Below are 25,166 nucleotides of genomic sequence, written 5' to 3'. Positions count from 1 at the left end.
TAAACCAAAGACCAACGATCTGTCACGCTAGGCAGAGACGTAAATGGTCAAGCTAATAAGAGCGCAGGGTGGATGCCTTGGCACTAAGAGCCGATGAAAGACGTGATAAGCTGCGATAAGCTGCGGTGAGGAGCAAATATCCTTTGACCCGCAGATTTCTGAATGGGGAAACCTGACGGAGTATTCCTCCGTTACTATTAAGTGAATCCATAGCTTAATAGAGGGAACCCGGGGAACTGAAACATCTAAGTACCCGGAGGAAAAGAAAGAAAACTCGATTTCCAAAGTAGCGGCGAGCGAAATGGAAACAGCCTAAACCGAAGAATTTATTCTTCGGGGTTATGGACCGCAACAAGTGAGTCGTACGGTAGCAGAATGGTTTTGGGAAAGCCAGCCAGAGAGAGTGAAAGCCTCGTAAGCGAAACCGGAAGACAGCGAGCGGGATCCGAAGTACCACGAGACACGAGAAACCTTGTGGGAAGTCGGGGGACCACCCCCCAAGGCTAAATACTACTTAGTGACCGATAGTGCATAGTACTGTGAAGGAAAGGTGAAAAGAACCCCGGGAGGGGAGTGAAAGAGAACCTGAAACCCTGTGTTTACAAGCTGTGGAACACCTATTTAAAGGTGAACCGCGTACTTTTTGTAGAACGGTCCGGCGAGTTACATTTACTGGCAAGGTTAAGGTCGAAAAGACTGAAGCCGAAGGGAAACCAAGTCTGAACAGGGCGAATTTAGTCAGTGTATGTAGACCCGAAACCGGGTGATCTACCCATGTCCAGGTTGAAGCTGCCGTAAAAGGTGGTGGAGGACCGAACACACATCCGTTGAAAAGGGTGGTGATGAGGTGTGGGTAGGGGAGAAATTCCAATCGAACCCGGAGATAGCTGGTTCTCCTCGAAATAGCTTTAGGGCTAGCCTTGATTTAGTCTGATGGAGGTAGAGCACTGAATATCCTAGGGGGCGTCAAAGCTTACCGAAGATTATCAAACTCCGAATGCCATACAGATGATGATCAGGAGTCAGACTACACGAGATAAGTTGGGTAGTCAAAAGGGAAAAAGCCCAGACCACCAGCTAAGGTCCCAAAGTGCGTGTTAAGTGGAAAAGGATGTGGGATTTCGAAAACAACTAGGATGTTGGCTTAGAAGCAGCCATACATTAAAAGAGTGCGTAATAGCTCACTAGTCGAGAGGTCCTGCGCCGAAAATGTCCGGGGCTAAACACGACACCGAAGCTGTGGAATTGTACGCAAGTACAATTGGTAGAGGAGCATTCTTAACTGCGACGAAGCGTTACCGGAAGGAGACGTGGAGTGTTAAGAAGAGAGAATGCCGGAATGAGTAGCGAGATAGAAGTGAGAATCTTCTAGGCCGAATATCCAAGGTTTCCAGAGTAAAGCTGATCTGCTCTGGGTAAGTCGGGACCTAAGGCGAGGTCGAAAGACGTAGTCGATGGACAACAGGTTGAAATTCCTGTACCTTATGAAAACAGAACTGTGGGGACGCAGAGAGAAAGCCAGAGCCGGGAATGGAAAGACCGGTACAAGCGGGGTAGTAGTCAGACAGGCAAATCCGTCTGATAATACGAAGACGTTAAGTGGACCGAAACTTAAAGTAGGGAAGCTGGTGAGCTAACTGCCAAGAAAAGCCGCTATTGTTTTTCATAAGCCCGTACCGTAAACCGACACAGGTGGATGAGGAGAGAATCCTAAGGCCGACGGGAGAAGCATTGTTAAGGAACTCGGCAAAATAACCTCGTAACTTCGGGAGAAGAGGTGCCTGTAGCAATACAGGCCGCAGAGAATTGGCCCAAGCAACTGTTTAGCAAAAACACAGGTCTATGCAAAACCGAAAGGTGAAGTATATGGGCTGACGCCTGCCCGGTGCTGGAAGGTTAAGGGGAGATGTTAGGAGCAATCCGAAGCGTTGAACTTAAGCCCCAGTAAACGGCGGCCGTAACTATAACGGTCCTAAGGTAGCGAAATTCCTTGTCGGGTAAGTTCCGACCCGCACGAAAGGCGTAATGATTTGGGCACTGTCTCGACAATGCACCCGGTGAAATTGAAATACCAGTGAAGATGCTGGTTACCTGCGCCAGGACGGAAAGACCCCATGGAGCTTTACTCTAGCTTGATACTGGGATTCGGTATTGCATGCACAGGATAGGTGGGAGGCAAAGAAGCTACGACTCCGGTCGTGGTGGAGCCGCTGTTGGGATACCACCCTTGCAGTATTGGATTTCTAACATGTGCCCGTGATCCGGGCAGTGGACAATGTCAGGTGGGGAGTTTGACTGGGGCGGTCGCCTCCGAAAGGGTATCGGAGGCGCTCAAAGGTCTTCTCAGAATGGTTGGAAACCATTCGCAGAGTGCAAAGGCATAAGAAGGCTTGACTGCGACACCGACGGGTGGAGCAGGTACGAAAGTAGGACTTAGTGATCCGGTGGTATAAAGTGGGATTGCCATCGCTCAACGGATAAAAGCTACCCTGGGGATAACAGGCTTATCACTCCCAAGAGTTCACATCGACGGAGTGGTTTGGCACCTCGATGTCGGCTCATCGCATCCTGGGGCTGTAGTAGGTCCCAAGGGTTGGGCTGTTCGCCCATTAAAGCGGTACGCGAGCTGGGTTCAGAACGTCGTGAGACAGTTCGGTCCCTATCCGGCGCGGGCGTAGGATATTTGAGAGGAGCTGACCTTAGTACGAGAGGACCGGGTTGGACGAACCGCTGGTGGATCGGTTGTACTACCAAGTGCATGGCCGAGTAGCCAAGTTTGGAAGGGATAAACGCTGAAGGCATCTAAGCGTGAAGCCCCCCTCAAGATAAGATATCCCATAGCATAAGCTAGTAAGACCCCTTGAAGACGACAAGGTGGATAGGTTAGAGGTGGAAGTGTGGTAACACATGGAGCTGACTAATACTAATAGGTCGAGGGCTTGACCAAAGAAGGAAACTTCCTAAGTGGTTATAATCACTTAAAAGGTTATTGGTTAAATATAGATGGATAATGTGTAGTTTTGAAGATATAAAATGAAAACGAAAAGTTACCTGAAACCAGGTAACTTTTTTAATTTCCGCGAAAGCAAAGTGAGAATTAGCAAGCTTGCTTGCAAGAACGCGCACCGGAGAACTCGCAAAGCGTGTTTCTTCCGGTTCCGGGAAAGTAAATGTTTACTATCATGTATTCCTCTTGATAATGACTTACTTAGTGTATAATATGAGGAACAACAGTAATGATATAATATTATGGTTTATCAAATTAATAAATTATGTGTATAAAGTAATAAATATATAAAAATCTCCCAAGGATAATTTATATTTGATTTAAAATATTTTATTATCAAAAAAACAGCATATATCCTTTTATCATGTGGCTTAAACATGGGAAGTCAGCATGGAATATTTAATAAATTTCTACAGGAGGATGATCAGCATTACTGAAATACATAAACTACCGGAACGACTAAGCGCTGACCATCAGTAATTTAGTGAGTACATTATGAACAATATATAAACAATATTGTACAATATATTGATACAAATATACGAATTATCATAGAAAAAGCCTGATTCAATGAAATAATTTGTGCAAAATATTGTTTATATGTATATTGACAAACAAATAGCAGATGATTATAATGTTCATAACATTAACAAAGGTGTTGGGTAAAACCAACACCTTTTTTGATTTCCGCGAAAGCAAAGTGAGAATTAGAAAGTTGCTTGCAATAATTCGAACGCGCACGCGAACCGAAGAAACTGGCGCAGGTTTCTTCCAGCTACCGGAGCTCAGTAAGGGAGGCTTATGCTGCAGAATAAGTCCTCAAAAAATCACAATAAAATACTTTGAGGAGGTCATATTATGAGACGTAAAATGATTAGCTTAATGTTATGTTTAACAATAATGTTTTCACTATTAACAGGATGCGGAACTAAAACAAATACTGCAAGTACGGATACAACAGATGTAACTTCAAGTAATGATACGAAAAGTAAAGCTGCACAAAATGGTGATACAGAAAGTGGTGAAAAGCAGGTTTTAAGAGTTGGAATGGAATGTGCGTATGCACCTTTTAACTGGACACAGTCAGAACAGAATATATCTAATGGAGATAAAGCAGTACCAATCTTCGGTACCAGTGATTATGCATATGGTTACGATGTTCTGCTGGCTAAGAAACTTGCAGATCAGATGGGAATGGAGTTGGAAATACATAAAGTGGATTGGTCAAGTATTGTATTAGGAATGAATTCCGGTGATTACGATGCAATTATAGCAGGTATGGGTTATACAAAAGAGAGAGAGCAAAGTGTTGATTTTACGGATCCTTACTATATTAGAAATAATGTTATTATCGTAAAAAAAGACGGTCCTTATGCAAATGCCAAGACTTTATCCGACTTTAAGGGAGCTTCCTCAACAACCCAAATCGGAACAATATGGGAACAATATGTTCCGCAAATACCGGATGTAAAACAATTAACTTATTATGAAACAACATCTGAGGTAGTAATGGCTGTTTCTACAGGTACTGCGGACTGCGCAGTTCTTGATGAACCTACAGCGATGTCAGCAACGATGTCCAATCCGGATCTAATCTATATTAAATTTGATGAAGCGAATGGTTTTACCGTACCGGAAGGTCAGTCATTAAATGTATGTATCGCAGTAAAAGAGGGAGATACCGAATTACAGAAAAAGCTGGATGACGCTTTGGATGCTATCGGTTGGAATGAGCAGAGTATGAACGCATTAATGGATCTTGCTGCAACTTTACAGCCATTAAGCAATAATTGATGATTTTAAAATAAATAATAAAAAATATTATGGCGCATAGGAGCGTAACAGTTCCTATGCGCCTCCTTTTTATTTAATAGGAAGTTCCGAACTTCCCTATTAAATAAAAGTCCTCCGGGCAGGATGCACATGGTGCGTAAAAGGAAGATTATCACTGAAGTGACAGCAGTCAGCGCCAGAGTCTGGCAAGAATCTTTGTACTATTTGGAGAATTGTGACAGATTCTGAAAGTATATGAATTGATTCCAGTAAGCATGTGGATAAGGGAATTAAAAAAATGTATTGATTTATAAAAATAAACCGCTGAAAATACCGGTGGTTTTTGTTAAGGAGAATGAGTATGGAAAAGAATATTTTTGAATGGATTTTATTTTTATTACAGAAATACGGCGTATATTTCTGGAAAGGGACCGTAATAACTTTAGAAACCTCCATACTTGGAACTTTATTTGGGTTTTTATTAGGTTTCCTGCTTGGTATCATTCAATCAACACCGGTTCATCCAGAGGATGGAAGGTTCAAAAGAATATATTATAAGGTAATAAAAACAATCAGCAGCATTTTTATACATATCTTCAGAGGAACTCCCATGATGGTCCAGGCGATGGTTATTTACTACGGACTGAAACAATATGGTGTAGATATTTCATCTTTTAGTGCAGCTGTTTTAGTAATTTTACTAAATACGGGAGCGTATATGGCTGAAACGGTGCGAGGCGGAATTATATCCATTGACAACGGACAGTTTGAAGGGGGAAAGGCTCTGGGTATGTCTCATTTTACCATTATGTTTTCGGTTGTATTACCCCAGGCGTTCCGTAATATTATTCCTGAGATGGGCAATCTGTTCATTACTAATTTAAAAATGACTTCCGTACTGAACGTTATCGGGATAGCAGAACTCTATTTTGCTACCAAAACGGCAGCAAACACCTATTATCGTTATTTTGAAGCGTTCCTGATTACAGGTGCAATTTACTTTGTTCTGTGTGCAATATTTACTAAATTATTAACCCTGCTTGAAAGGAAGTTGGAAGACAAGAAAGATTATGAATTAGCAACAGAATATTTAACGGACTAGGAGGAAAAGCGATGGCAATTATTGATGTAGAACATTTAAGTAAAACCTTTGGTACCCATGAAGTTTTAAAGGATATCGATTTTAATATTGAAAAAGGGGAAGTCGTATGTATTATAGGGTCTTCAGGTTCTGGTAAATCAACACTGCTTCGATGTTTAAATCTCCTGGAAACCAAAAGCAGCGGGAAAATACTCTTTGGGGATACTGAAATCGGAGGCTCCCAAAAGAAAATTAATGATTACCGTTCAAAAGTAGGAATGGTATTTCAGTCATTTAATTTATTTAATAATATGACAGTGCTTGAGAACTGCATGGCAGGATGCAGAAAGGTTTTGAAAAAAAATAAAGAACAGTCACATGCCATTTCTATTAAATATTTAAAAAAGGTAGGTATGGCAGCATATATTAATGCAAAACCGGCCCAGTTGTCCGGTGGGCAGAAACAAAGAGTTGCTATTGCAAGAGCTTTGACCATGGAACCGGAAGTACTTCTTTTTGATGAACCAACCAGTGCACTGGACCCGGAAATGGTAGGAGAAGTTTTAAATGTAATTAAGGAACTTGCTAGTGATGGATTAACCATGATTATCGTAACCCATGAAATGGCTTTCGCAAGGGATGTATCTACCAGAACAATATTTATGGATCAGGGGGTAATCGCAGAGTGTGACGTACCTGAGAAATTGTTTACGGCACCGAATAATCCAAGGACAAAAGAATTCTTGACCCGGTTTATGAATGGTTGAGAAAACACAGTTTCAGATAAGGAGAGAATAGATTGGATTACATCAATAAAAATATAGCAATTAATTTAAAAAAAATACGAATTGCAAAAAACCTGAGCTTGGAAGAAACGGCAGAACAAACAGGAGTAAGTAAAAGTATGCTGGCACAGATAGAGCGTGGTGAGGCAAACCCTTCCATCGGGTGCCTGGGCAAGATTGTAAGCGGACTTAGGGTTGAACTGACGGAACTGATTGAAACTCCCATGCAGGAGACTTATTACATATCAAAGGATGAAATAGTACCTACCAAAGAGGTGGAAGGACAATACAGTATTTTTACCTACTTTCCATATGAAAAGGATAAACCTTTTGAGATTTACGGAATGGATATTTACCGGAATGGTACCTACTACAGTGGGTCACATGGAGAAAATACAGTGGAGTATATTACCGTTGCAACAGGAACTTTAACTTTAAAAGTACGGGATAAGAAATATGTAATTCACCCGGGTGACGCATTTCGGTTTGATTCTGATATTGAACACTGGTATTGCAATGAAGGAACAGATATGGTAAGGTTGACATCCATATTTTCATTTAAATAAAATTGAAAGAAGGCATATGAAATGAAATTAAAGGATACAGGATTAACGAAAGAGGAGCTAAAAGCAAAGGCTAAAAAATATATAATCGAGACTTATGAAAGATTTGACTTTGTAGCGGAGTCTGCAAAGGACATGTACATATATGATGAAACAGGTACGGGATATCTGGATTTCTATGCAGGTATTGCTGTAAACAGTGCCGGAAACTGCAATGAAAAGGTAGTTGCAGCTGTAAAAGATCAGGTTATGGATATCATTCATACCTTTAATTATCCCTATACCATACCTCAGGTATTATTAGCAGAGAAAATCTGTACGGCCACCCGGATGGATAAAATATTTTTTCAAAATTCCGGTACCGAGGCAAATGAAGCAATGATAAAAATGGCCAGAAAATACGGAGTTGATCACTATAGTCCTGAAAAATACCAGATTATCACTGCTAAAATGTCCTTTCACGGAAGAACCTTTGGCTCCATGAGTGCTACGGGACAGCCCATGAATGCCTGCCAGATTGGATTTGGTGGTATGACACCGGGGTTTGTCTATGCGGATTTTAATGATTTATGTTCCTTTGAGGATGCGGTTACGGAAAATACCATTGCAATTATGGTGGAACCGGTACAGGGAGAAGGCGGTGTTATTCCGGCAACTTTTGAATTTATGACAGGCCTGCGAAAACTGTGTGATGATAAAGGATTATTGTTATTATTAGATGAGGTACAGACCGGCTGGGGCAGAACCGGTGCGGTAATGTCCTATATGAATTATGGAATAAAACCGGATATTGTATCCATGGCTAAGGCGATGGGCGGAGGAATGCCAATCGGAGCTATCTGTGCAAGAAAAGAGGTAGCTAAGGTATTTACACCGGGCTCCCATGGTACTACATACGGCGGACATCCGGTATCCTGTGCAGCTTCCTTAGCACAGATTACGGAGCTTTTAGATAGGGACCTTGCAGGTAATGCAAAAAAATTAGGTAATTATTTTATGGATAAATTAAAAAACTTACCACATGTAAAAGAAGTTAGGGGCCAGGGACTTTTAGTCGGCGTGGAATTCGATGATCAAATTAAAGGAATTGATGTGAAACATGGATGTTTTGACCGTAAGCTGCTTATAACCTCAATCGGAGCACACACGATCCGTATGGTTCCGCCTTTGATACTGACAGAGGATGACTGTGATAAAGCATATGAAATTATTAAGGAAACCTTGGAAAGCCTTATTTAAAGAATGAGAGGTTATATATGGATAATTACGTAATAACAGTAGCCAGAGGTTTTGGAAGCGGCGGAAAAGAGATTGCTTCCAAATTGGCAGAGGAATTAGGTATTGCCTGCTATGAAAACAGAATTTTAACACTCGCATCACAGCTTAGCGGGTTGGATGAAGATTTATTTAACGAAGTAAATGAAAAAATCCGGGGTAAAAAGTTTTCGGGACTGCTGCGGGGGCTGCCCAGATCCTTGAAGCCTAATCCGGTAGATGTGGATTTTATATCGGATGAAAGATTATTTGAATTTCAGAAACAGATTATTTTAAATCTGGCCAGTTCGGAATCCTGTGTTATCGTAGGCAAATGCGCTGACTGGATTCTCAAAGAATATACCAATGTAATCAGTATTTATATTGAGGCATCCAGGGAATTCTGTGTGAAAAAAGTTATGAGCAAAATGAATGTAAATGAAGAAACAGCGCATACGTCCATTACGAAAACAGATCAATACAGAGCAGCTTATTATGAACATTACACCGGAGGCAATTATTGGACGAATCCGGTAAATTATGACCTGACTTTAAATAGTGAACGTGTAGGAATTGATAATTGCGTAAAACTGATTAAAGAGTACTTAAAAATTAAGTTCCCTGATTTTACCTGGTAACAGGTATTATCGGATGACCTAAAATAAGCTATTAGGGGATGAATGGAGTAGAATTATGTTGGACTTTATATTTTCAATACCACAGAATATTATATTTGGTAAATCTAGTTTAAAAAAATTACCTTCTATACTAAAAAATCTGCCGTCCGGTAAGATAATGATTTTATCCGGCAGAAGGCTGGAAGCAATCGGAACAGTCAAAAAGGTTACGGATTTATTGGATGAGGAGGGAATAAAGCATATTGAATTTCTTGATATTGAGGCGAACCCTTCCGTTGAAACGGTAAATGCCGCGGCGAAAGCTTATTTAGATAACAAAGCTGCCGGTATCATAGCTTTAGGCGGAGGAAGCCCCATGGATGTGGCAAAATCGGTTGGAATACTTGCAGTATATGGAGGTGATATAACACAGTATGAAGGGGGCGGCAAAGTTCCCGGTAAAATTGCACCGATCATAGCAATTCCCACAACTGCCGGTACCGGAAGTGAGGTCACTGCTTTTTCAGTTATCACCGATAGGACCAGAAATTACAAATTAACCATATTCAGTAATGAACTGATTCCGGTGTATGCGCTGCTGGACCCTGATTTGATTATGTCCCTGCCGGCTGATATTGCGGCTGCAACCGGAATGGATGCACTGGTTCATGGAATAGAAAGCTATCTGTCAAAAGTAGCTTCTCCTTTTAGTGATGCAATGGCTGAATACGCCATAAAAATGATTGGCAGAAATATACGCCGGTTTGTCGCGGACCGCAGTGACGAAGAGGCCGCCTGCTCTATGCTGCTTGCAAGTACATTTGCAGGAATTGCATTTAACTGGGCAAGGTTAGGCAATGTTCATGCCATGGCTCATCCGTTAGGAGGTTATTTCAATATTCCCCACGGTATTGCCAATGCAATATTATTGCCGGTTGTTCTTGAGTATAATGCTCTTGTGGATAACGGTAAATATGAAATCATCTATAATTTATTAAAGACAGGGAAGGATAAAATCTATCAGGATCCTTATACACTGGTAGAAGAGGTGAAAAAACTGTTAAAAGAGCTTCAGATACCGGAAAAGCTTAGTTCTGTCGGAGTAACGGAGAACAAATTTAAAGCTATGTCGGCGGACGCCATGAAAAGCGGAAATATTGCCGTAAATCCGAGAAAAACCGAGATAAAGGATATTGAAATGTTATATAAGAAAGCGTTGTAATACGGATACTCTTTATTTTGTATCTTACTCAATATTCAGTTTTATTTTGAATAAAATCTTTTATAGTAATCAAAAAAATTCTTTCTGAGCTTATTCAGGTGTTTTTTATCGAACAGCCTGAGTAAGCTCTCTTTTTTATTGGAAATAATGGTTGATCTCTCCTTGCATGATTTTTACCGGCTAGCGTACCCCGTTGTCGCTTGCCGTTGCTCACCGAAAATTTCCGGCAGTCGTGGAAATTTATGATTCGCTTTTCAAATTAACCTAAAATCTCATGATATAAGTCTAAAGCATAACTGGATTTAACCGGCTCTCCGGTTTCCAATGTAAATGTTCTCGATCCATCACTGTTTCTATTGGCACGAAAGAAGATACAGTCTTTCGGAGCTTCTGTATATAGTTTATGGGCAAATTGATAAAGATGAGTAACAAAGATGGTCAAAAGGCCGCAGCTGCGAAATGCTGCTGTTATCTGCTCAGCCAGATAACTGGCGTCGTATTCGGTTGTAGTAGAGAAAGTTTCATTCATTAATAATAAGCTGTCTTTTTTCATATGGGGAATCAGATCATGAAGCCTGTGTAATTCCTGTTCTAACAGGCCGGTCTTAAGTTCCCTGTCTTCTTCATCGGGAAAGTGGGTCATTTATTTTACATAGAGCGATTACGAAAGATAGACTAAAGAAATTTGGTCTAGTATCGCTACTAGACCAATATCAATAGTTCATATTTAGTTATAAGATTGAACCGCCGTGTACCGAACGGTACGTGCACGGTGGTGTGAGAGATCGGAAATTTTCATTCATTATGAAAATTTCCTCCTACTCGATTTGTAAAATATGGGCTAATTTATAAAGAAGAGAGTCTTGTATTCTGTAACTGTCATAAACTTGCCGGTGAAGGTGGACATGGTAGTTTTAATATAAAATTAAGTTACTTATGTCAAGTGTTGGTATGGGATTCCATTCAGGATTTCTTTTGTTCAGTGCAGGTAAGTAGTAGATCATTTATAATGAAGCATAATACCACAATAGATATGGCTTCTTTCAAAGTAAGGCATTATGGCAATAAGTTGTTATTTGCTACTGATTTATTTCTTGCTATTTGTGTAATATGCAATAAAAATTTACTAAATCAAGTGAAATTTATTATAAAAAGAATAATGGATAGCAAATAATGCAATGTTTATTAAAAAAAAACGCAATTAAAGCATAGTTTTTATAAGGCATGCTTGGTACAATTGTTTTGTAAGGTAATTCAGCTTATAAATGATTTTAGAAAGTTAACATGGCATTAATGCAAAAGGAGACAGGAGGAAAGTTCATGAAAGTTAAAAGGGATATGAAACCAGATAATCATACCCATAAAATTTCAAAAAGAACCTATATTAAGAATCATTATCAATTATATTTGATGTTAGTACTTCCGTTATTATATCTGCTATTATTTAAATATAAGCCGATGATTGGAACGTTAGTTGCATTTAAGCAATTTAATATTTTTAAAGGTGTTTGGGATAGTGAATGGGTAGGACTGGCTCATTTTAAAGAGGCGTTCTCTTCTCTAGACTTTTGGCTGGCACTGAAAAATACTTTGGTTTTAAATTTAGGTGATATCATCCTCGGTTTTCCAATACCTATTATATTAGCTTTATTTTTATACGAATTAAATAGTAAGATTATTAAGAAATCTACCCAGTTAATCCTTTACCTTCCAAACTTCTTTTCCTGGGTTATTATCGCAGGAGTAGTGAATCAAATATGCTCAGATAATGGTTTGCTTAACGGATTGATTAAGCTGTTCGGTGGGAAGAGTATTGATTTTCTAACGAATCCTGTTATATGGAGAATTGTCTATTGGATAGCCGGAATTTGGCAGGGAGCAGGTTATGGATTAATTATTTACCTTGCGGCACTTACCAGCACGGATCCTAGTTTAAGTGAAGCTGCTTATATAGATGGAGCTGGAAGACTTAAAAGAATTTGGTTTGTCACAATACCGCAGATAAAGGGAACGATTACAGTTATGCTGATTATGAAACTGGGACAGGTGGTATCCATAGGATTTGATCGTCCATATATGATGGGTAACACTCTTGTAAAAGATGTTTCAGAGGTTATCAGTACATATGTTTATAATGTCGGGTTACAAGCAGGCCGATTTGATTTTGCAACTGCAGTTGGTTTGTTCCAATCAGTAGTCGGCGTAATACTTATCTTAGTAGTAAATGCTTTGGCTAAGAAATTTGGAGAGGAAGGGGTTATATAATGAGCGAAGTAAAAAGCAGATCATCTAAAATATTTCAGGCTGTAGTAGGCACAATCTTCGTTATTATAACTTTAATAACACTTACTCCGATTTTGCGTGTAGTATCAATGTCTTTAAGTTCAAAATCAGCTATACTTTCTGGTAAGGTATGGGTTGTCCCAGTTCAGCTTACCCTAGAAGCATACCAAAGGTCTTTTGGAAATATCAACTTTGTTAATTCGTTTTTATATTCCATAATTTTGACAGCAGCCTATACAGGTATTTGTATGTTAATGACAATTATGGCAGCATATCCGCTTTCAAAGGGTGATTTAAAAGGTAGAAAAATAATAATGACTTTATTTGTTCTTACAATGTACTTTGATCCGGGTACTATTCCCAATTATTTAAATGTTAAGAGCTTTGGATTTATAGATACAGTATGGGCTTTGATTATTCCGGGTGCCTTAAGTGCTTATAACCTGATTATCATGCGTTCTTTCTTTATAGGAATTGATAAATCGCTCTATGAATCTGCATATATTGATGGCTGTACTGAGTTCAAGGCATTAGTTAAGATTGCTATTCCATTAGCGGTACCAGCGATTGCCACATTAAGCCTTTTCTATGCAGTAAGCCGTTGGAATGGTATCAGCGATGTATTGTATTATATCAATTCATCGGGATTATATACAGTGCAGATGATGCTAAAACAAATGATTGATACGGTGAAAATCTCTCTGCAGGAGGGAACGAATACCCAGTTGGTAGCAGATAATATTAAGGCTGCAAGTATTGTTATATCCATGACGCCCATGATGATTGCTTACCCATTTATTCAAAGATATTTCACGAAAGGAATTATGTTAGGAGCAGTCAAAGGTTAAGTTATGAATGAAATTATATTTTAATCATAGTTAAATTCCAAATAGAATTTTACTTCGGAGTAAAGCGGGGGATTTACACACTGAAGATGTTTACTATGGGTTATATAACCATAAAAATTTAATTTAAATAATAATAAAAACAGGAGGATGGAATTATGAAAAGAAAGTTAACTGCAACATGTGCACTATTGTTAGTAGCTGCTATGACATTCACAGCATGCGGATCGAAAACATCTAACACAACGAAAACGACGATCTCTACTGCTACATCAACAGAGGCTGACACAGCTACAACAGCTCCAACTGACAATGGTGAAGCACCAGAAGAAATTTCAGTAATGGTTTGGGATCGAGGTAATGCTGCTCCTAACACAACAAGTACAGATAATGCTTTGACAAAATGGATTCAAGAACAGGTTTTGCAGGCTTGTAACGTAAAAGTTAATTTTGTATCAGTTCCCAGATCAGGATCTGATGATAAGCTTAACATAATGATGGCTGGCGGAACAGCTCCAGATATCGTATTTACTTATAGTCAGAATCTATATGGTTCATATGTAACAAGCAACGGCTTAGCAGATTTAACAGATGCATATGCGAATAATGGCTCAACAATAAAAAATAACATCGGGGACATTCAGTATATGGGTCAAATGGATGGAAAACAGTATGCAATTATGAAGAGAAGAGGACAACAGGTTCCTCGCCATGTTTCATATATCAGAAAAGATTGGTTGGATAAGCTTGGAATGGAAGTTCCAAAAACGAAAGAAGAATTATTTACAGCCTTACGTGCATTTAAAGAGAAAAATCCTGGTAATGTTGATAATGTTATTCCATGGGCAATGGGTGGTACAACAGATACAGAGAAATTCTATCTTAACTTTATTGGTTCCTATGTACCAGAATTATCAGAGAAAGATGCGTATATTTATTCCGAAAACTTTAAGATCTTTGCACCTGGTGCAGTTGATGGTCTGAAGCAAATGAATCAATTATACAATGAAGGTTTAATCACAAATAATTTTGCTACTGATACAACAAACGATATATTCAAACAAGATATGTGTGCAGGTAATGTTGGTTTTACATTAGATGATGCTACAAATATCTTTGACTATATTCCTGTATTAAAGACAAACGTCGTTGATGCTAAATTTGTTCCTCTAATGTGCTTTGATACACCGGAAGGATCTTATATTAATCCTACAGAACCGTTATTTGGTATGTTTATTATGGTACCAGCTACAGGTTCTGATAAGGTAGATGCATGTATGAAATACCTTAATTGGCAGGCTGATCCTGCTGTTGCTGAAAATATAGAGTTTACACCGGATCATAAAGTTAGTGATGAGGGTGTACCGCAAAGCTTAACAGAAGATGAGTTATATGCTAAGGGATATCCTGGAACCACTGCAGACTTAAATATTGTAAATCAGCATTTTACCTATGTAGATAATAAAGAAGCAGTTATCTCATCATGGACAGCAACCTTATCTTGGGAGGATAAAGAATGGTTCACCAACTTATATGATGTTGAGAATACGAACCAGTATGTATACCCTACTTTCCCTGCTGTTTTGGAATCTGAAGCAACCTATTTATCAAATGTTAAAGTAATGGCGATTGAATATGTATATAAGCTAATCAGCTGCGATCCTAGCAAATTTGATTCATTACAGAAATCAGAATATGATAAAATTTTAAATACCGGATTAAGTAAGATATTGGAAGAAAGAGCAGCATACTATGATGCTAATGCTACAAAATAAATATTATTGAGCTTGTCCTCATAAGAAGATAAGTCCGGATATAAGTAAAGGGCAGCAATCAATGCTGCCCTATTATTTTACAAGATACCTTTCACGGTATATTCTGAGTGTTTATAAGGTGTTATGGAGGGATTATGTCTAAATATACGAAATTATTATCAATCGGAAATAATATCCTAAGAGGAATGGAGTCAACTTCAGAAGAGTATGGCAAGGATGGAGAATATGATCTTGAGAGATTATATAATATAATTCAATGGCTGGAGGCACTGTGTAATCATCACGGATTTTATTATATACCAAAACAGTGTGTAACAGAGTCAGGCACAGTAAAGATATTCGTAAAAGACAAAACGGGAAAAGGGGTTCCGGCTCAGGTAAAACTTTTTCCTTTAGAAGCAAATAAATACACTGCTAATAATAGGGTATATGGCGATGTAAGATTTATACGTGAGATAACAGATTGGACTGGAAGACTTGACACGATTCTTCCAATTGGAGATTATTGCATTGAAATATCAAAAGGTTCTGAATATGCGATAAGTACTGCAATTGTGTCTGTATCTACCAGTCAAACTTTACAGCTTGAAAATGAATTGATACCAATAATTAACCTGAAGCAGGAAGGATGGTATTCAGGTGATCTGCATCATCATAGTATTTACAGCAGTCCGGTATATGGAGGAACCGATCCGGTCAACGAAAGCCCAGCCCAGGTGTGTCAGTCTATGGTAGCAATGGGGGCCTCCTTTGGAGCATTAAGCGACCATCATAATACATTAAATCATAAAGAATGGGGGATGTTTAAAAGTGATTACTTTACCCCGATTCTATCAAAGGAAATATCCACTTCTAATGGGCATGTGATGTCATTAGGTGTTGATGAAGATATTATATATCACATTCCTAACAAAGAGGGCCGTACCGATGATTACCTTCGTAATGAATTTATACGAATTACGAAAGAAATCAAGAGTTTAGGCGGATTACCGCAGATTAATCATCCGCGTGATTTAAGTAAATCCATATCGTGGAATAATGATTACAATGATATCATTCAGATTTTTGAAACAATGGAAATCTGGAACGGTTCTAATCCAATGATTAAGGGTTCAACGAACTACGAAGCCTTTCTTTTGTGGAAGAACCTTTTGGAAGAAGGGCGTTATATTCCTGCTACAACAGGAAGTGATACACATAATATATTGGGTAATGATTATCATGAATATTTTAATAAATTATACTGGCTTTTCGACTTAATAAAAAGAGATAAAGTATCACTGCCGAAAGAGCTTGATGTTGATCTTGCCTATTTAAATAAATTATTTGAAAATGTTTTACCGATTCTAAAAAAGTGGTCGGAGTATCTTACAAGTGCATGTGTAAGAACGTATGCATATGTGAACGGTATTGTTTCACAGGAAAAAATATTGGACAGTTTGAAGCAGGGACATAGCTTTTTGACAAATGGCCCAATATTAATTCCCGAGATTAATGGAAAAATTCCTGGAGATAGGATACATGTAACAACTGATAAGGTGAATATTAAATTAAAACTATTGGCAAATCGTCCAATTAAGAAGATTTCAATTTATTGCAATGGTAATAAGTTATTGAGTTTCAAGTTAGAACCTAACAATACACTACAAGAAAAATATGATTACAGCAGATTATTTTCTGATTTTGACATAAAGGATGTAAAATGGATGTTTTTTATAGCCGAGGATGACTGCACAAATATGGCGATTACTAACCCCATATTTTTGAATGGGCTTAGAATGGAGACACTTATGACTGAATTAGAACTGGCGGTAAAATACAAACCATATATATGGTTTGATAGAAAGGACCCCTTTGATATTACAGCAGTAGGATATACTGTTTTTAGGGAAGATACACAAGTGTGTCATTTCCAAAACGGAGAATTACTGCAGATTGGATCAGTATCAATTTTGTTATAGAATATGCCATGTGGTTTGACTATGATATACAACATTTGTATGAATTAGAGCACCTGTGGATTTATGTAGATAAAGCAGGTACGGTGAAAGACGCCGAAGGAAGTTTTCATGGAAAATATCTTAAAATGGTTCAGCCTGATACCAATCAGGTCAGATACGAGGATGATAGACATCTAATGGCATTCAGCCAGCCAGGTAAACATGCTTTTCTTCCGGAAGCCAGATTATTTTACTTGATTCCTGATCTAGTAAGCTATTGTAAGGAAGAGGCAGGACTTGATGGTATTTCTGTACCGGAAATATATGAAGATATTAATTATAATGACAAAGAGCTACAAGAAAAAGTAAAAAATATATAAGAGATAATTATGGATTTATTCCATCCATGAATTTTGTTCAGAAAATCTGTGCAGATTCACTACATTATAATTAATAAACTTATTTGGTATGTAAAAGAAACTATGTTTAACTTTTATATCACAAAATGTGCTATATCGGGTATATTTAATTGGGATGATTACTATTACAATGGCAGAAAAGTTTATATGAATAATAAGAAAAGAGAGAAAAGAGGCTACAGTATGGATAGATATATTGGAAAGTTAATTATTTCAGCTGAAAAACGGGTAACTAATTTTATGCATAATCAAGTAAAGGATGTAAACAGAAAAGATTTTGGAAGTTTAAGAAATCCGATCATTGATGTAAAACCGACAGTATACGTTCTTACTACTTCCGTAGCGGTTTATCTGAATAAGGATAGCATCTATTATCATAATCCCGAGCTTTATGAAGTAATGAAACGTGCACTGGATTTTGTAAGTAATTTCCAACGTGAGGATGGAAGTTTTGATTATCCTTCCTGCAATTTTAAATCGGCTCCGGATACTTCCTTTTGCTATAAACGATTAATTGCAGCTTACCGTCTTATCAATAAATATGATACAGAGAATAAGATGAATGAATTAAAAGAAAAATATTTCATTATTTTATGTAAGGCACAGGAGGCTATTAAGAATGGTGGCTTTCATACCCCAAACCATCGCTGGGCTATTTGTGCAGCTTTAATGCAAGGTGCGAACCTTTTAGATGGAGATCCGAAAGCAAAGGAATATAGATCGAGAGTAAATGAGTATCTTGCTGAAGGAATTGATGGTGACGAGGATGGACAATACGCAGAGCGTTCCACCGGAGGTTATAACGCTGTTGTTAATAATGCGATGATTTCCATGTATGAGGAAAGTAAAGATGAAAAATACCTGGGTTATGTGGAACGTAATCTTCATATGATGCTTACTTATGTAGATCAGGATGATACAATTTTTACGCAGAATTCTACAAGGCAGGATCAGGGGAAAACAGAATATATGGATATCTATTTTTACCAGTATCTTTATATGACCAGTTTAAAATATAACCCTGAATTTGATGCAGCGGCACATAAAATAATAAAAGATAGTATAGAGCGGGGATTAGATGCACCGGATTGCCTGCATATCTTAATGCTGAATGATGCGATGCTGCGCTATCGTTTTAAAGGATATGGTTTTTTGGACAACTATCGTAGGTTCTACCCGAATCCGGGAGTTTTGAGAGTGAAAACTGAAAAGTTTGGATATACCCTGCTGAAAAATAGCAGTGCCTTTCTGTTCCTAAAGGTAAAGGAAACACCGATTTATGTGAAAATTGGTGAGAGTTACTGCGCAGTACGTAATTTTGTTCCACAGACACTGGAGGTTAATGAAAAGGAATATACCATGTCATCTACAGTTCAAAGCTGGTATTACCTTCCATTCGAAAATTATAACGGTACTAGTGACTGGTGGGAGATGGACCACTCAAAAAGAGAATTACTGCATAACAGTGAAGTGGGAATCACCGTCACTATTACGGAATTAGAAGATGGTTTGCAATTAAAAATGAAAACGGATGGCTTAGACCGGCTTCCATTGAGGCTGAATATTTGTGTGCCTTCCGGAAGTATCTTAGAAAACGAACATTTTTATTTTCAGGCAGAGAAAGGCTCTGGTATGATTTTGCGTGAAGGATATCTTAATATTACTCATAATCAGAATCACATTCAGGTCGGACCAGGTTTTGGGACACATGAATTTCCTGGTCATTATTCAGGTGAAGATAAGAATGATATGGGATATACAATATATTTTAATGATTATACACCTTGTGAAAAGACGATTGTTTTTAAAGTATTGGATTAAAAATTTTGACTTGTGTTATAAATTTTTATAAGGATTCAAGTGCCAAAAGCCAAGTTTAAATTATGGTTCGTCAATTTGCACAATATTATATCTTGACCTCGTGATACAGAATATAGTTCAATCGCATCACGCTAATGTAGAGATGTAGGTGTGTAAATTGGCGGATGTGATCATTTGTATGGCTTTTGACACTGGAATCTTATAAGGTAATTAATAAATAATGTCTGGCATATCAGGACAGAGTGTGTATGAAAATACAATAGTTTGGATGTGATAATTGGATGGATGATTTAATAAAACGAATAGATACACTGGTTAAAGCCTTGGATAAAGCGCGTTATACTGATACATTCCAGATTGATGATTTTAAAATGAAACAGGTGGGATATGGAGATAGGGATACAATCCTGGAAGCTCCAGACGAGTGGGAAACTTTTCATGGAGGGAGCCACTGGGGTGGAAAAGACTATCATTGCTGCTTTAAAACCTATATTACAATACCGCAAGTATTCCATGAGAAGGAAGTTGTAATCAATCTGAAAACAGGCGCAGCAGACATTTGGGATACGGATAATCCACAGTTTATTGCTTATATTGACGGAAGTATGATATGTGCAATGGATATGAATCACCATGAGATGGTCTTATCAGAGTGTGCAGAAGCAGGCACAACTTATGAAGTCGGGTTATATGCATATTCTAATAGTTTGTCCCCATCAATTATATTGAATCTGAGAGCATCAGTTATCCATAGGGATGTAGAAAAATTATATTATGATATTAAGGTACCCTTTGAGGCAGTATCTCTTCAGAGAGAAGACTGCCTCGATAGAATACATACAATTTGTATTCTGGCAGAAACCGTAAATAAGATTGATTTTCGCAGGGTTGGAAGTGAAAGCTTCTATCAATCCGTTTTAGAAGCAGATCAATACCTCCACAACTATTATTATGAAAATATTTGTGGAAAGCAGGATGTCACAGTACACAGTATAGGCCATACCCATATTGATGTAGCTTGGAAATGGCCGCTTCGCCAGACGAGAGAGAAGGCAATCCGAAGTTTTAAAACTGTTCTGCACTTAATGGAGCGATATCCGGAATATAAGTTTATGTCAAGTCAGCCTCAACTTTATGAATTTGTAAAGGAAGACTGCCCGGAAGTATATGCACAGATTTGCAGCCGAATAGCTGAGAGCCGCTGGGAAACCGAAGGCGCAATGTGGTTGGCGGCAGACTGTAATTTGGTTTCAGGTGAATCATTGGTGCGACAGATTTTATATGGTAAACGTTTTTTTCATCAGGAATTTGGTAAAGGAGATAATTTAGTGTTATGGTTGCCGGATGTATTCGGCTACAGTGCTGCCTTACCACAGATTTTAATAAAATCAGGAATTAAATATTTTATGACCACCAAAATTGCATGGAATGAATACAATCAGATTCCGAATGATATTATGATGTGGAAAGGTATTGATGGAACGGAAGTTTTAACCTATTTTATCACTACCAGGAACTACGAACCTTATCCTGAACTAAATAAAAATGCTGAAATCAGTACTACTTATAACGGCCGCCAAAATGCAAATCAAATAATGGGTACTTGGCAGAGATTTCAGAATAAGGATATCTTACAGGAGGTATTAACCTGTTACGGATTTGGAGATGGCGGAGGTGGAACAACTGCTGAGATGCTTGAGGAATCCAGAAGACTGGAAAAAGGAATACCTGGTTGCCCTATGGTAAAGCAGACATTTGTTAAAGAATTCTTTCAATTAATAGATCAAGAATTGAAAGGCAAGAAAATACCAAAGTGGTGCGGTGAATTATATCTGGAATTTCATCGTGGAACTTATACTTCCATGGCAAGGAACAAACGTTATAACCGTCTGTGTGAGTTCCTAAATCAAGATGTGGAGTTATTTAGTATTATGGATTTAGTAAACGGTGGTACAAGAAGTTATCCAGTACATGAACTAAAGAAGATATGGAAGCTTACTTTACTCAATCAATTTCATGATATTCTTCCCGGATCTTCAATAAAAGAAGTCTATGAAGATTCAAAACAGCAGTATGAAGAGATACTTACACTGGATAGAAAATTAATTGATCAGTCTTTGAAAAATATATGCGACAGTATGAAAGCACAGTCTGAGGACAGTTATCCCGTACTAATTGTATGGAATCAAACAGGTTTTACAAGAGACAGTATAGCAGAATTCTCTATGGAAGAACTCGGAAAAGAACCTCAGGAGTTTGAATATGAGGTATTGCAGGATGACAAATTGGTCCCATTACAAAAGACCGTACAGGGTAATTTTCTCTTGTTTATCAAGCAAATACCCTCCAAGGGATATCGTACTTTAAAGCTTCAGAAAAAGCAGAAAAGTAAGGCATCCATTGGTGAAAAAAACTGTGATGCGAATAGCAAGAAAATCATAATAAAGGAATTACAAACAATAGATACGCCTTTTTATTCCATCAGATTAAATAAAGATGGAGAATTTGTTTCACTTTATGATAAAGAGTCAGAAAGAGAGCTTATTCAAAAGGGTAGAAATGCAAATCAATTAATTGTTTATGAGGATCGACCTGCTGAATATGATGCATGGAATATTGATTCTACCTATACAGAGAAATCCTGGATAGTGTCTAATTTGAAATGTATTGCTATATCAGAAAATGGCCCGGTTCGAACCTGTATCAATATTGTACGTAAATTCATGGAATCTACTATTGAACAGGATATTATTTTATATACAAAATCAAAAAGGATTGATTTTAAGACGGAAGTTGACTGGAGGGAATCTCAGCTATTACTTAAAGTGGCTTTTCCTTTGGATATAATGACAGAAAAGGCAGTTTATGAAATCCAGTACGGCAATGTTGAACGGCCAACTCACCGTAATACAAGCTGGGAGAAGGCAAAATTTGAGGTATGTGCCCATAAATGGGCGGATCTCTCAGAGGACGGTTATGGAGTGGCTTTGCTTAACGACTGTAAATATGGTTATGACATAAATGAATCTGTTATGAGATTAACCTTGATAAAGTCGGGAGTATTTCCTAATCCGGATGCTGATCAGGAATTGCACCAGTTCACATACTCTTTGCTTCCTCATATGGGAGATTTCAGAGAGGGTAGAGTCATACAGGAAGCATATGATCTTAATTGCCCTGTGTATACCAAACTTTTAGCTAAGGGAAAACATTCTGCCTCCAACCAGGTATGGTCCATGCTGGAAGTGGATAAAAAAAATGTTATGATTGATGTTGTTAAGAAAGCAGAAGACAGTGAGGATATCATACTGCGTATATACGAGGCATATGGCAGACGCTGCAAGGTGAACGTAAAATTAATTCATTTCCAATATCATGATATTACTGAGTGTAATCTTATGGAACAAGAGTATGCAGAAAAGAACTTTGAATGGAAAGATGGTTCCCTTGCTTTTATCATAAAACCTTATGAAATAAAAACATTTCGAATTCATACTTAATAAAAAGAATGAATTCATTATGGAAGTAATTAAGGTGCTAATCAATACGTTTAATTGATTTCATTGAATTCAAGCCTTTGCATGCACGGTATTTTGTAGGAGAAGCATCACAATATTTATTAAAAGTACGGTTGAATTGAGAAAAACTGGAGAAGCCACAGGATTCAGAGATGTGCGTTACATTCATATCTGTTGTCAGAAGCAACTGCTGAGCATTACGAATTCTGGTCATTTGGATATAATTATTCAAGGTAAATCCCGTAATATTCTTAAACTGATGTGACAGGTAGTAACTACTGATATAGAAGTTCTTTGCCAGAAATTCAAGAGATAAATCTTCCTTATAATGCTCATGAATATAAGCGGTAATGGAATATACCTTATTTGTTAAGTTATCAACAGAGGAGTGGACAACATAAGTATTCTGATTTTGAAATAAATAAACTTTTGTTAAAATTCTATGAATTTGTTATGAATAAGAAGAGAGTTGATTCCGGTATTACCTGATTTGGTCAGACGAAAAATATCATTCAGAATACCAAATATCTGCTCTTTACAGGGCCCAATAAAACGATAGATTGGCACCGGTTTATCAAATATAGTAAACAGAGTTTTAATGTCATCACTTAAACCTGCAGTATCCATAGGAAATAAGAAATTAATGATCAAACGTTTTTTGGGTCCGCCATGGGGTACTGGGTTTTGTGTAATACCGAAGGTTTTATCGCAACAATATCCAAAAACTGAAGATCATAGATATCACCTTCGATTAGGTGATTCGCTGACACGTCTAATAAAATAAAAAATTCATAAAACTGATGAAAGTGCTGGAATTCCATATTTATTGTGTAAGAACGTTCATCATAATCAAAAAAATAATAAAAGTTATCTTCCGGAGTATTAATTTCCATTAGATGATGTTTTTCATATAAAACGATATTTTCAAGCAGCATAATAATTCCTTCTTTTCTAAGGTATACATTAATTATAAGAGAAAAAAGCAAATAATGCAATATAAATCATAATAATGACAAAAAAAGCGTAGATATTGTTGCGTTATAAGATTACGATAAAGATATCCTAAGATGTGGCTGGAAAGGATGGATATACATTATTTCTATATGGATATGCAGATAGAGAGGTAAATTTGAAAATTTTGAAAGGAAGTTATTAGATGACAATCGACAGGTTAAATATTATAAATGATAAACTTAATAAGCTAATATTGAGTTTTCAAAAGGTTCTCTATGAGGAGGATGCATCTTTTCTATCCAATATGAAAACGAATAATTTAGCTGGTGATGATATACGCAAATATCAGTACTGGGAATGGACTCAAGGGGTAGGCTTGTTTGGATTATGGATACTATTCGATAGAACCCATGTCAGGAAGTATTTGGATATGCTTATAAAGTATTATAATGAGCAGATTGAGACGGGGCTCCCTTCCAAGAATATCAATACCTGTGCACCAATGCTTGCATTATCCTATATCGCTGAATATACAAATAACAATAGTTATCTTTCTTTATGTGATGAGTGGGCACAGTGGATTATGAATAAACTTCCCAAGACAAAAGAGGGAGGGTTTCAGCATATCACCTCAGATACGGTAAATGAACAGGAATTATGGGATGATACTTTGGTAATGACAGTTCTGTTTCTTGCCAATTATGGGCGTATCACGAAGAATAACGAATACATAGAAGAAGCAAAATATCAATTTCTGCTGCATATTAAATACCTTACGGACAAAAAAACAGGGCTTTGGTTTCATGGATGGACATTTTGCGGAAATCATAATTTTTCAGAAGCATTATGGGGACGAGGTAATTGCTGGGTAACGATAGCAATACCGGAGTTTATTAATATGGGAAACTGTGAAGAAAGTGTCAGAAGATATTTATTGGAAGCACTGCAGTTGCAGGTTTCGGCTTTGAAGAAATTTCAGGAACCATCAGGAATGTGGCATACTATCATAGATAGTCAGGATTCCTATTTGGAAACCAGTGCAACTTGTGGATTTTGCTACGGTATACTAAGAGCTGCACATTTGGGGTATATTGATGATACGTATAAACAATGTGCATACAAAGCATTGGATGCAGTACTGAATAACATTACAGAGGATGGTATCGTTAACCAGGTTTCCTATGGTACCCCAATGGGCAGAGAATCAAAAGAATTCTACAAAAATATTGAAATAAAACCAATGCCGTATGGTCAGGCATTGGCAATTCTGTTCTTGCTTGAGTATCTGGAAGATAAAGACATCATGTAA

18 protein-coding genes and 1 rRNA gene are annotated in these 25,166 nt (G+C 37.7%); 16 read left to right on the top strand and 3 right to left on the bottom strand.

From position 1 onward, the window contains the following. Window positions 1-45: 45 nt before the first annotated feature. From Ana3638_RS02655 to Ana3638_RS02620, 8 genes are all read left to right on the top strand, one after another. Window positions 46-2,947: ribosomal RNA gene (locus Ana3638_RS02655) — 23S ribosomal RNA — on the top strand. A 918-nt stretch (window positions 2,948-3,865) separates the two neighbouring features. Continuing rightward, a complete protein-coding gene (locus Ana3638_RS02650) occupies window positions 3,866-4,801 on the top strand; it encodes a transporter substrate-binding domain-containing protein (RefSeq protein WP_161836676.1) in 936 nt (311 codons plus the stop codon). Window positions 4,802-5,141: 340 nt separating this feature from the next. Beyond that, entirely contained in the window at window positions 5,142-5,882 is a 741-nt protein-coding gene (locus Ana3638_RS02645; RefSeq protein WP_161836675.1) for an amino acid ABC transporter permease, read from the top strand. 11 nt (window positions 5,883-5,893) lie between these two features. Further along, the gene (locus Ana3638_RS02640) at window positions 5,894-6,628 is read left to right on the top strand and encodes an amino acid ABC transporter ATP-binding protein (protein WP_161836674.1); all 735 of its coding nucleotides are present in this window, start codon (window positions 5,894-5,896) and stop codon (window positions 6,626-6,628) included. A gap of 32 nt (window positions 6,629-6,660) precedes the next feature. Continuing rightward, entirely contained in the window at window positions 6,661-7,212 is a 552-nt protein-coding gene (locus tag Ana3638_RS02635; protein ID WP_161836673.1) for a helix-turn-helix domain-containing protein, read from the top strand. A 21-nt stretch (window positions 7,213-7,233) separates the two neighbouring features. Continuing rightward, a complete protein-coding gene (locus Ana3638_RS02630; RefSeq protein ID WP_161836672.1) occupies window positions 7,234-8,448 on the top strand; it encodes an aspartate aminotransferase family protein in 1,215 nt (404 codons plus the stop codon). Between the two features lie 17 nt (window positions 8,449-8,465). Beyond that, window positions 8,466-9,101 (top strand): cytidylate kinase-like family protein, encoded by a 636-nt coding sequence (locus Ana3638_RS02625; RefSeq protein ID WP_161836671.1) that lies wholly within the window; start codon window positions 8,466-8,468, stop codon window positions 9,099-9,101. Window positions 9,102-9,156: 55 nt separating this feature from the next. Next, window positions 9,157-10,302 carry an iron-containing alcohol dehydrogenase gene (locus Ana3638_RS02620; protein WP_161836670.1) on the top strand — a complete coding sequence of 382 codons (1,146 nt, stop codon included), beginning with the start codon at window positions 9,157-9,159 and terminating at the stop codon, window positions 10,300-10,302. Window positions 10,303-10,561: 259 nt separating this feature from the next. On the opposite strand, the gene Ana3638_RS02615 is transcribed toward Ana3638_RS02620, so the two are convergent. Beyond that, window positions 10,562-10,945 (bottom strand): P-loop NTPase family protein, encoded by a 384-nt coding sequence (locus Ana3638_RS02615; RefSeq protein WP_161836669.1) that lies wholly within the window; start codon window positions 10,943-10,945, stop codon window positions 10,562-10,564. 677 nt (window positions 10,946-11,622) lie between these two features. Between Ana3638_RS02615 and Ana3638_RS02610 the strand changes: the two genes are divergently transcribed. The 7 genes from Ana3638_RS02610 (at window position 11,623) to Ana3638_RS02580 (ending at window position 22,885) form a co-directional block, all read left to right on the top strand. Then, window positions 11,623-12,567: an ABC transporter permease gene (locus Ana3638_RS02610; protein WP_246240726.1), complete on the top strand. Its 945-nt coding sequence runs from the start codon at window positions 11,623-11,625 to the stop codon at window positions 12,565-12,567. After that, window positions 12,567-13,433, top strand: coding sequence for a carbohydrate ABC transporter permease (locus tag Ana3638_RS02605; protein ID WP_161836668.1), 867 nt, complete (start codon window positions 12,567-12,569; stop codon window positions 13,431-13,433). Before Ana3638_RS02610 ends, Ana3638_RS02605 begins: the two co-directional genes overlap by 1 nt. Before the next feature lie 155 nt (window positions 13,434-13,588). After that, window positions 13,589-15,205: an extracellular solute-binding protein gene (locus Ana3638_RS02600; protein WP_161836667.1), complete on the top strand. Its 1,617-nt coding sequence runs from the start codon at window positions 13,589-13,591 to the stop codon at window positions 15,203-15,205. A 134-nt stretch (window positions 15,206-15,339) separates the two neighbouring features. Beyond that, window positions 15,340-17,166 carry a CehA/McbA family metallohydrolase gene (locus Ana3638_RS02595; RefSeq protein ID WP_161836666.1) on the top strand — a complete coding sequence of 609 codons (1,827 nt, stop codon included), beginning with the start codon at window positions 15,340-15,342 and terminating at the stop codon, window positions 17,164-17,166. Next, window positions 17,109-17,525: a hypothetical protein gene (locus Ana3638_RS02590; protein WP_161836665.1), complete on the top strand. Its 417-nt coding sequence runs from the start codon at window positions 17,109-17,111 to the stop codon at window positions 17,523-17,525. Before Ana3638_RS02595 ends, Ana3638_RS02590 begins: the two co-directional genes overlap by 58 nt. A 222-nt stretch (window positions 17,526-17,747) precedes the next feature. Continuing rightward, window positions 17,748-19,385 carry a prenyltransferase/squalene oxidase repeat-containing protein gene (locus tag Ana3638_RS02585; RefSeq protein WP_161836664.1) on the top strand — a complete coding sequence of 546 codons (1,638 nt, stop codon included), beginning with the start codon at window positions 17,748-17,750 and terminating at the stop codon, window positions 19,383-19,385. 281 nt (window positions 19,386-19,666) lie between these two features. Then, window positions 19,667-22,885 carry an alpha-mannosidase gene (locus tag Ana3638_RS02580; protein ID WP_161836663.1) on the top strand — a complete coding sequence of 1,073 codons (3,219 nt, stop codon included), beginning with the start codon at window positions 19,667-19,669 and terminating at the stop codon, window positions 22,883-22,885. A gap of 37 nt (window positions 22,886-22,922) precedes the next feature. Here Ana3638_RS02580 and Ana3638_RS26995 read toward each other — a convergent pair whose 3' ends face one another. Together Ana3638_RS26995 and Ana3638_RS02570 are read right to left on the bottom strand one after the other, a co-directional pair. Then, complete coding sequence (locus tag Ana3638_RS26995) at window positions 22,923-23,243, bottom strand: helix-turn-helix transcriptional regulator (RefSeq protein ID WP_408609514.1); 321 nt, start codon at window positions 23,241-23,243, stop codon at window positions 22,923-22,925. Between the two features lie 307 nt (window positions 23,244-23,550). Beyond that, window positions 23,551-23,838, bottom strand: coding sequence for a hypothetical protein (locus Ana3638_RS02570; RefSeq protein ID WP_161836662.1), 288 nt, complete (start codon window positions 23,836-23,838; stop codon window positions 23,551-23,553). Window positions 23,839-24,059: 221 nt separating this feature from the next. Between Ana3638_RS02570 and bglB the strand changes: the two genes are divergently transcribed. Further along, window positions 24,060-25,166 carry a beta-galactosidase BglB gene (bglB, locus tag Ana3638_RS02565; protein WP_161836661.1) on the top strand — a complete coding sequence of 369 codons (1,107 nt, stop codon included), beginning with the start codon at window positions 24,060-24,062 and terminating at the stop codon, window positions 25,164-25,166.

The sequence above is a fragment of the Anaerocolumna sedimenticola genome (assembly GCF_009931695.1).
Taxonomy (GTDB): Bacteria; Bacillota; Clostridia; order Lachnospirales; family Lachnospiraceae; genus Anaerocolumna; species Anaerocolumna sedimenticola.
This window is presented reverse-complemented; position numbering and strand designations above follow the sequence as displayed.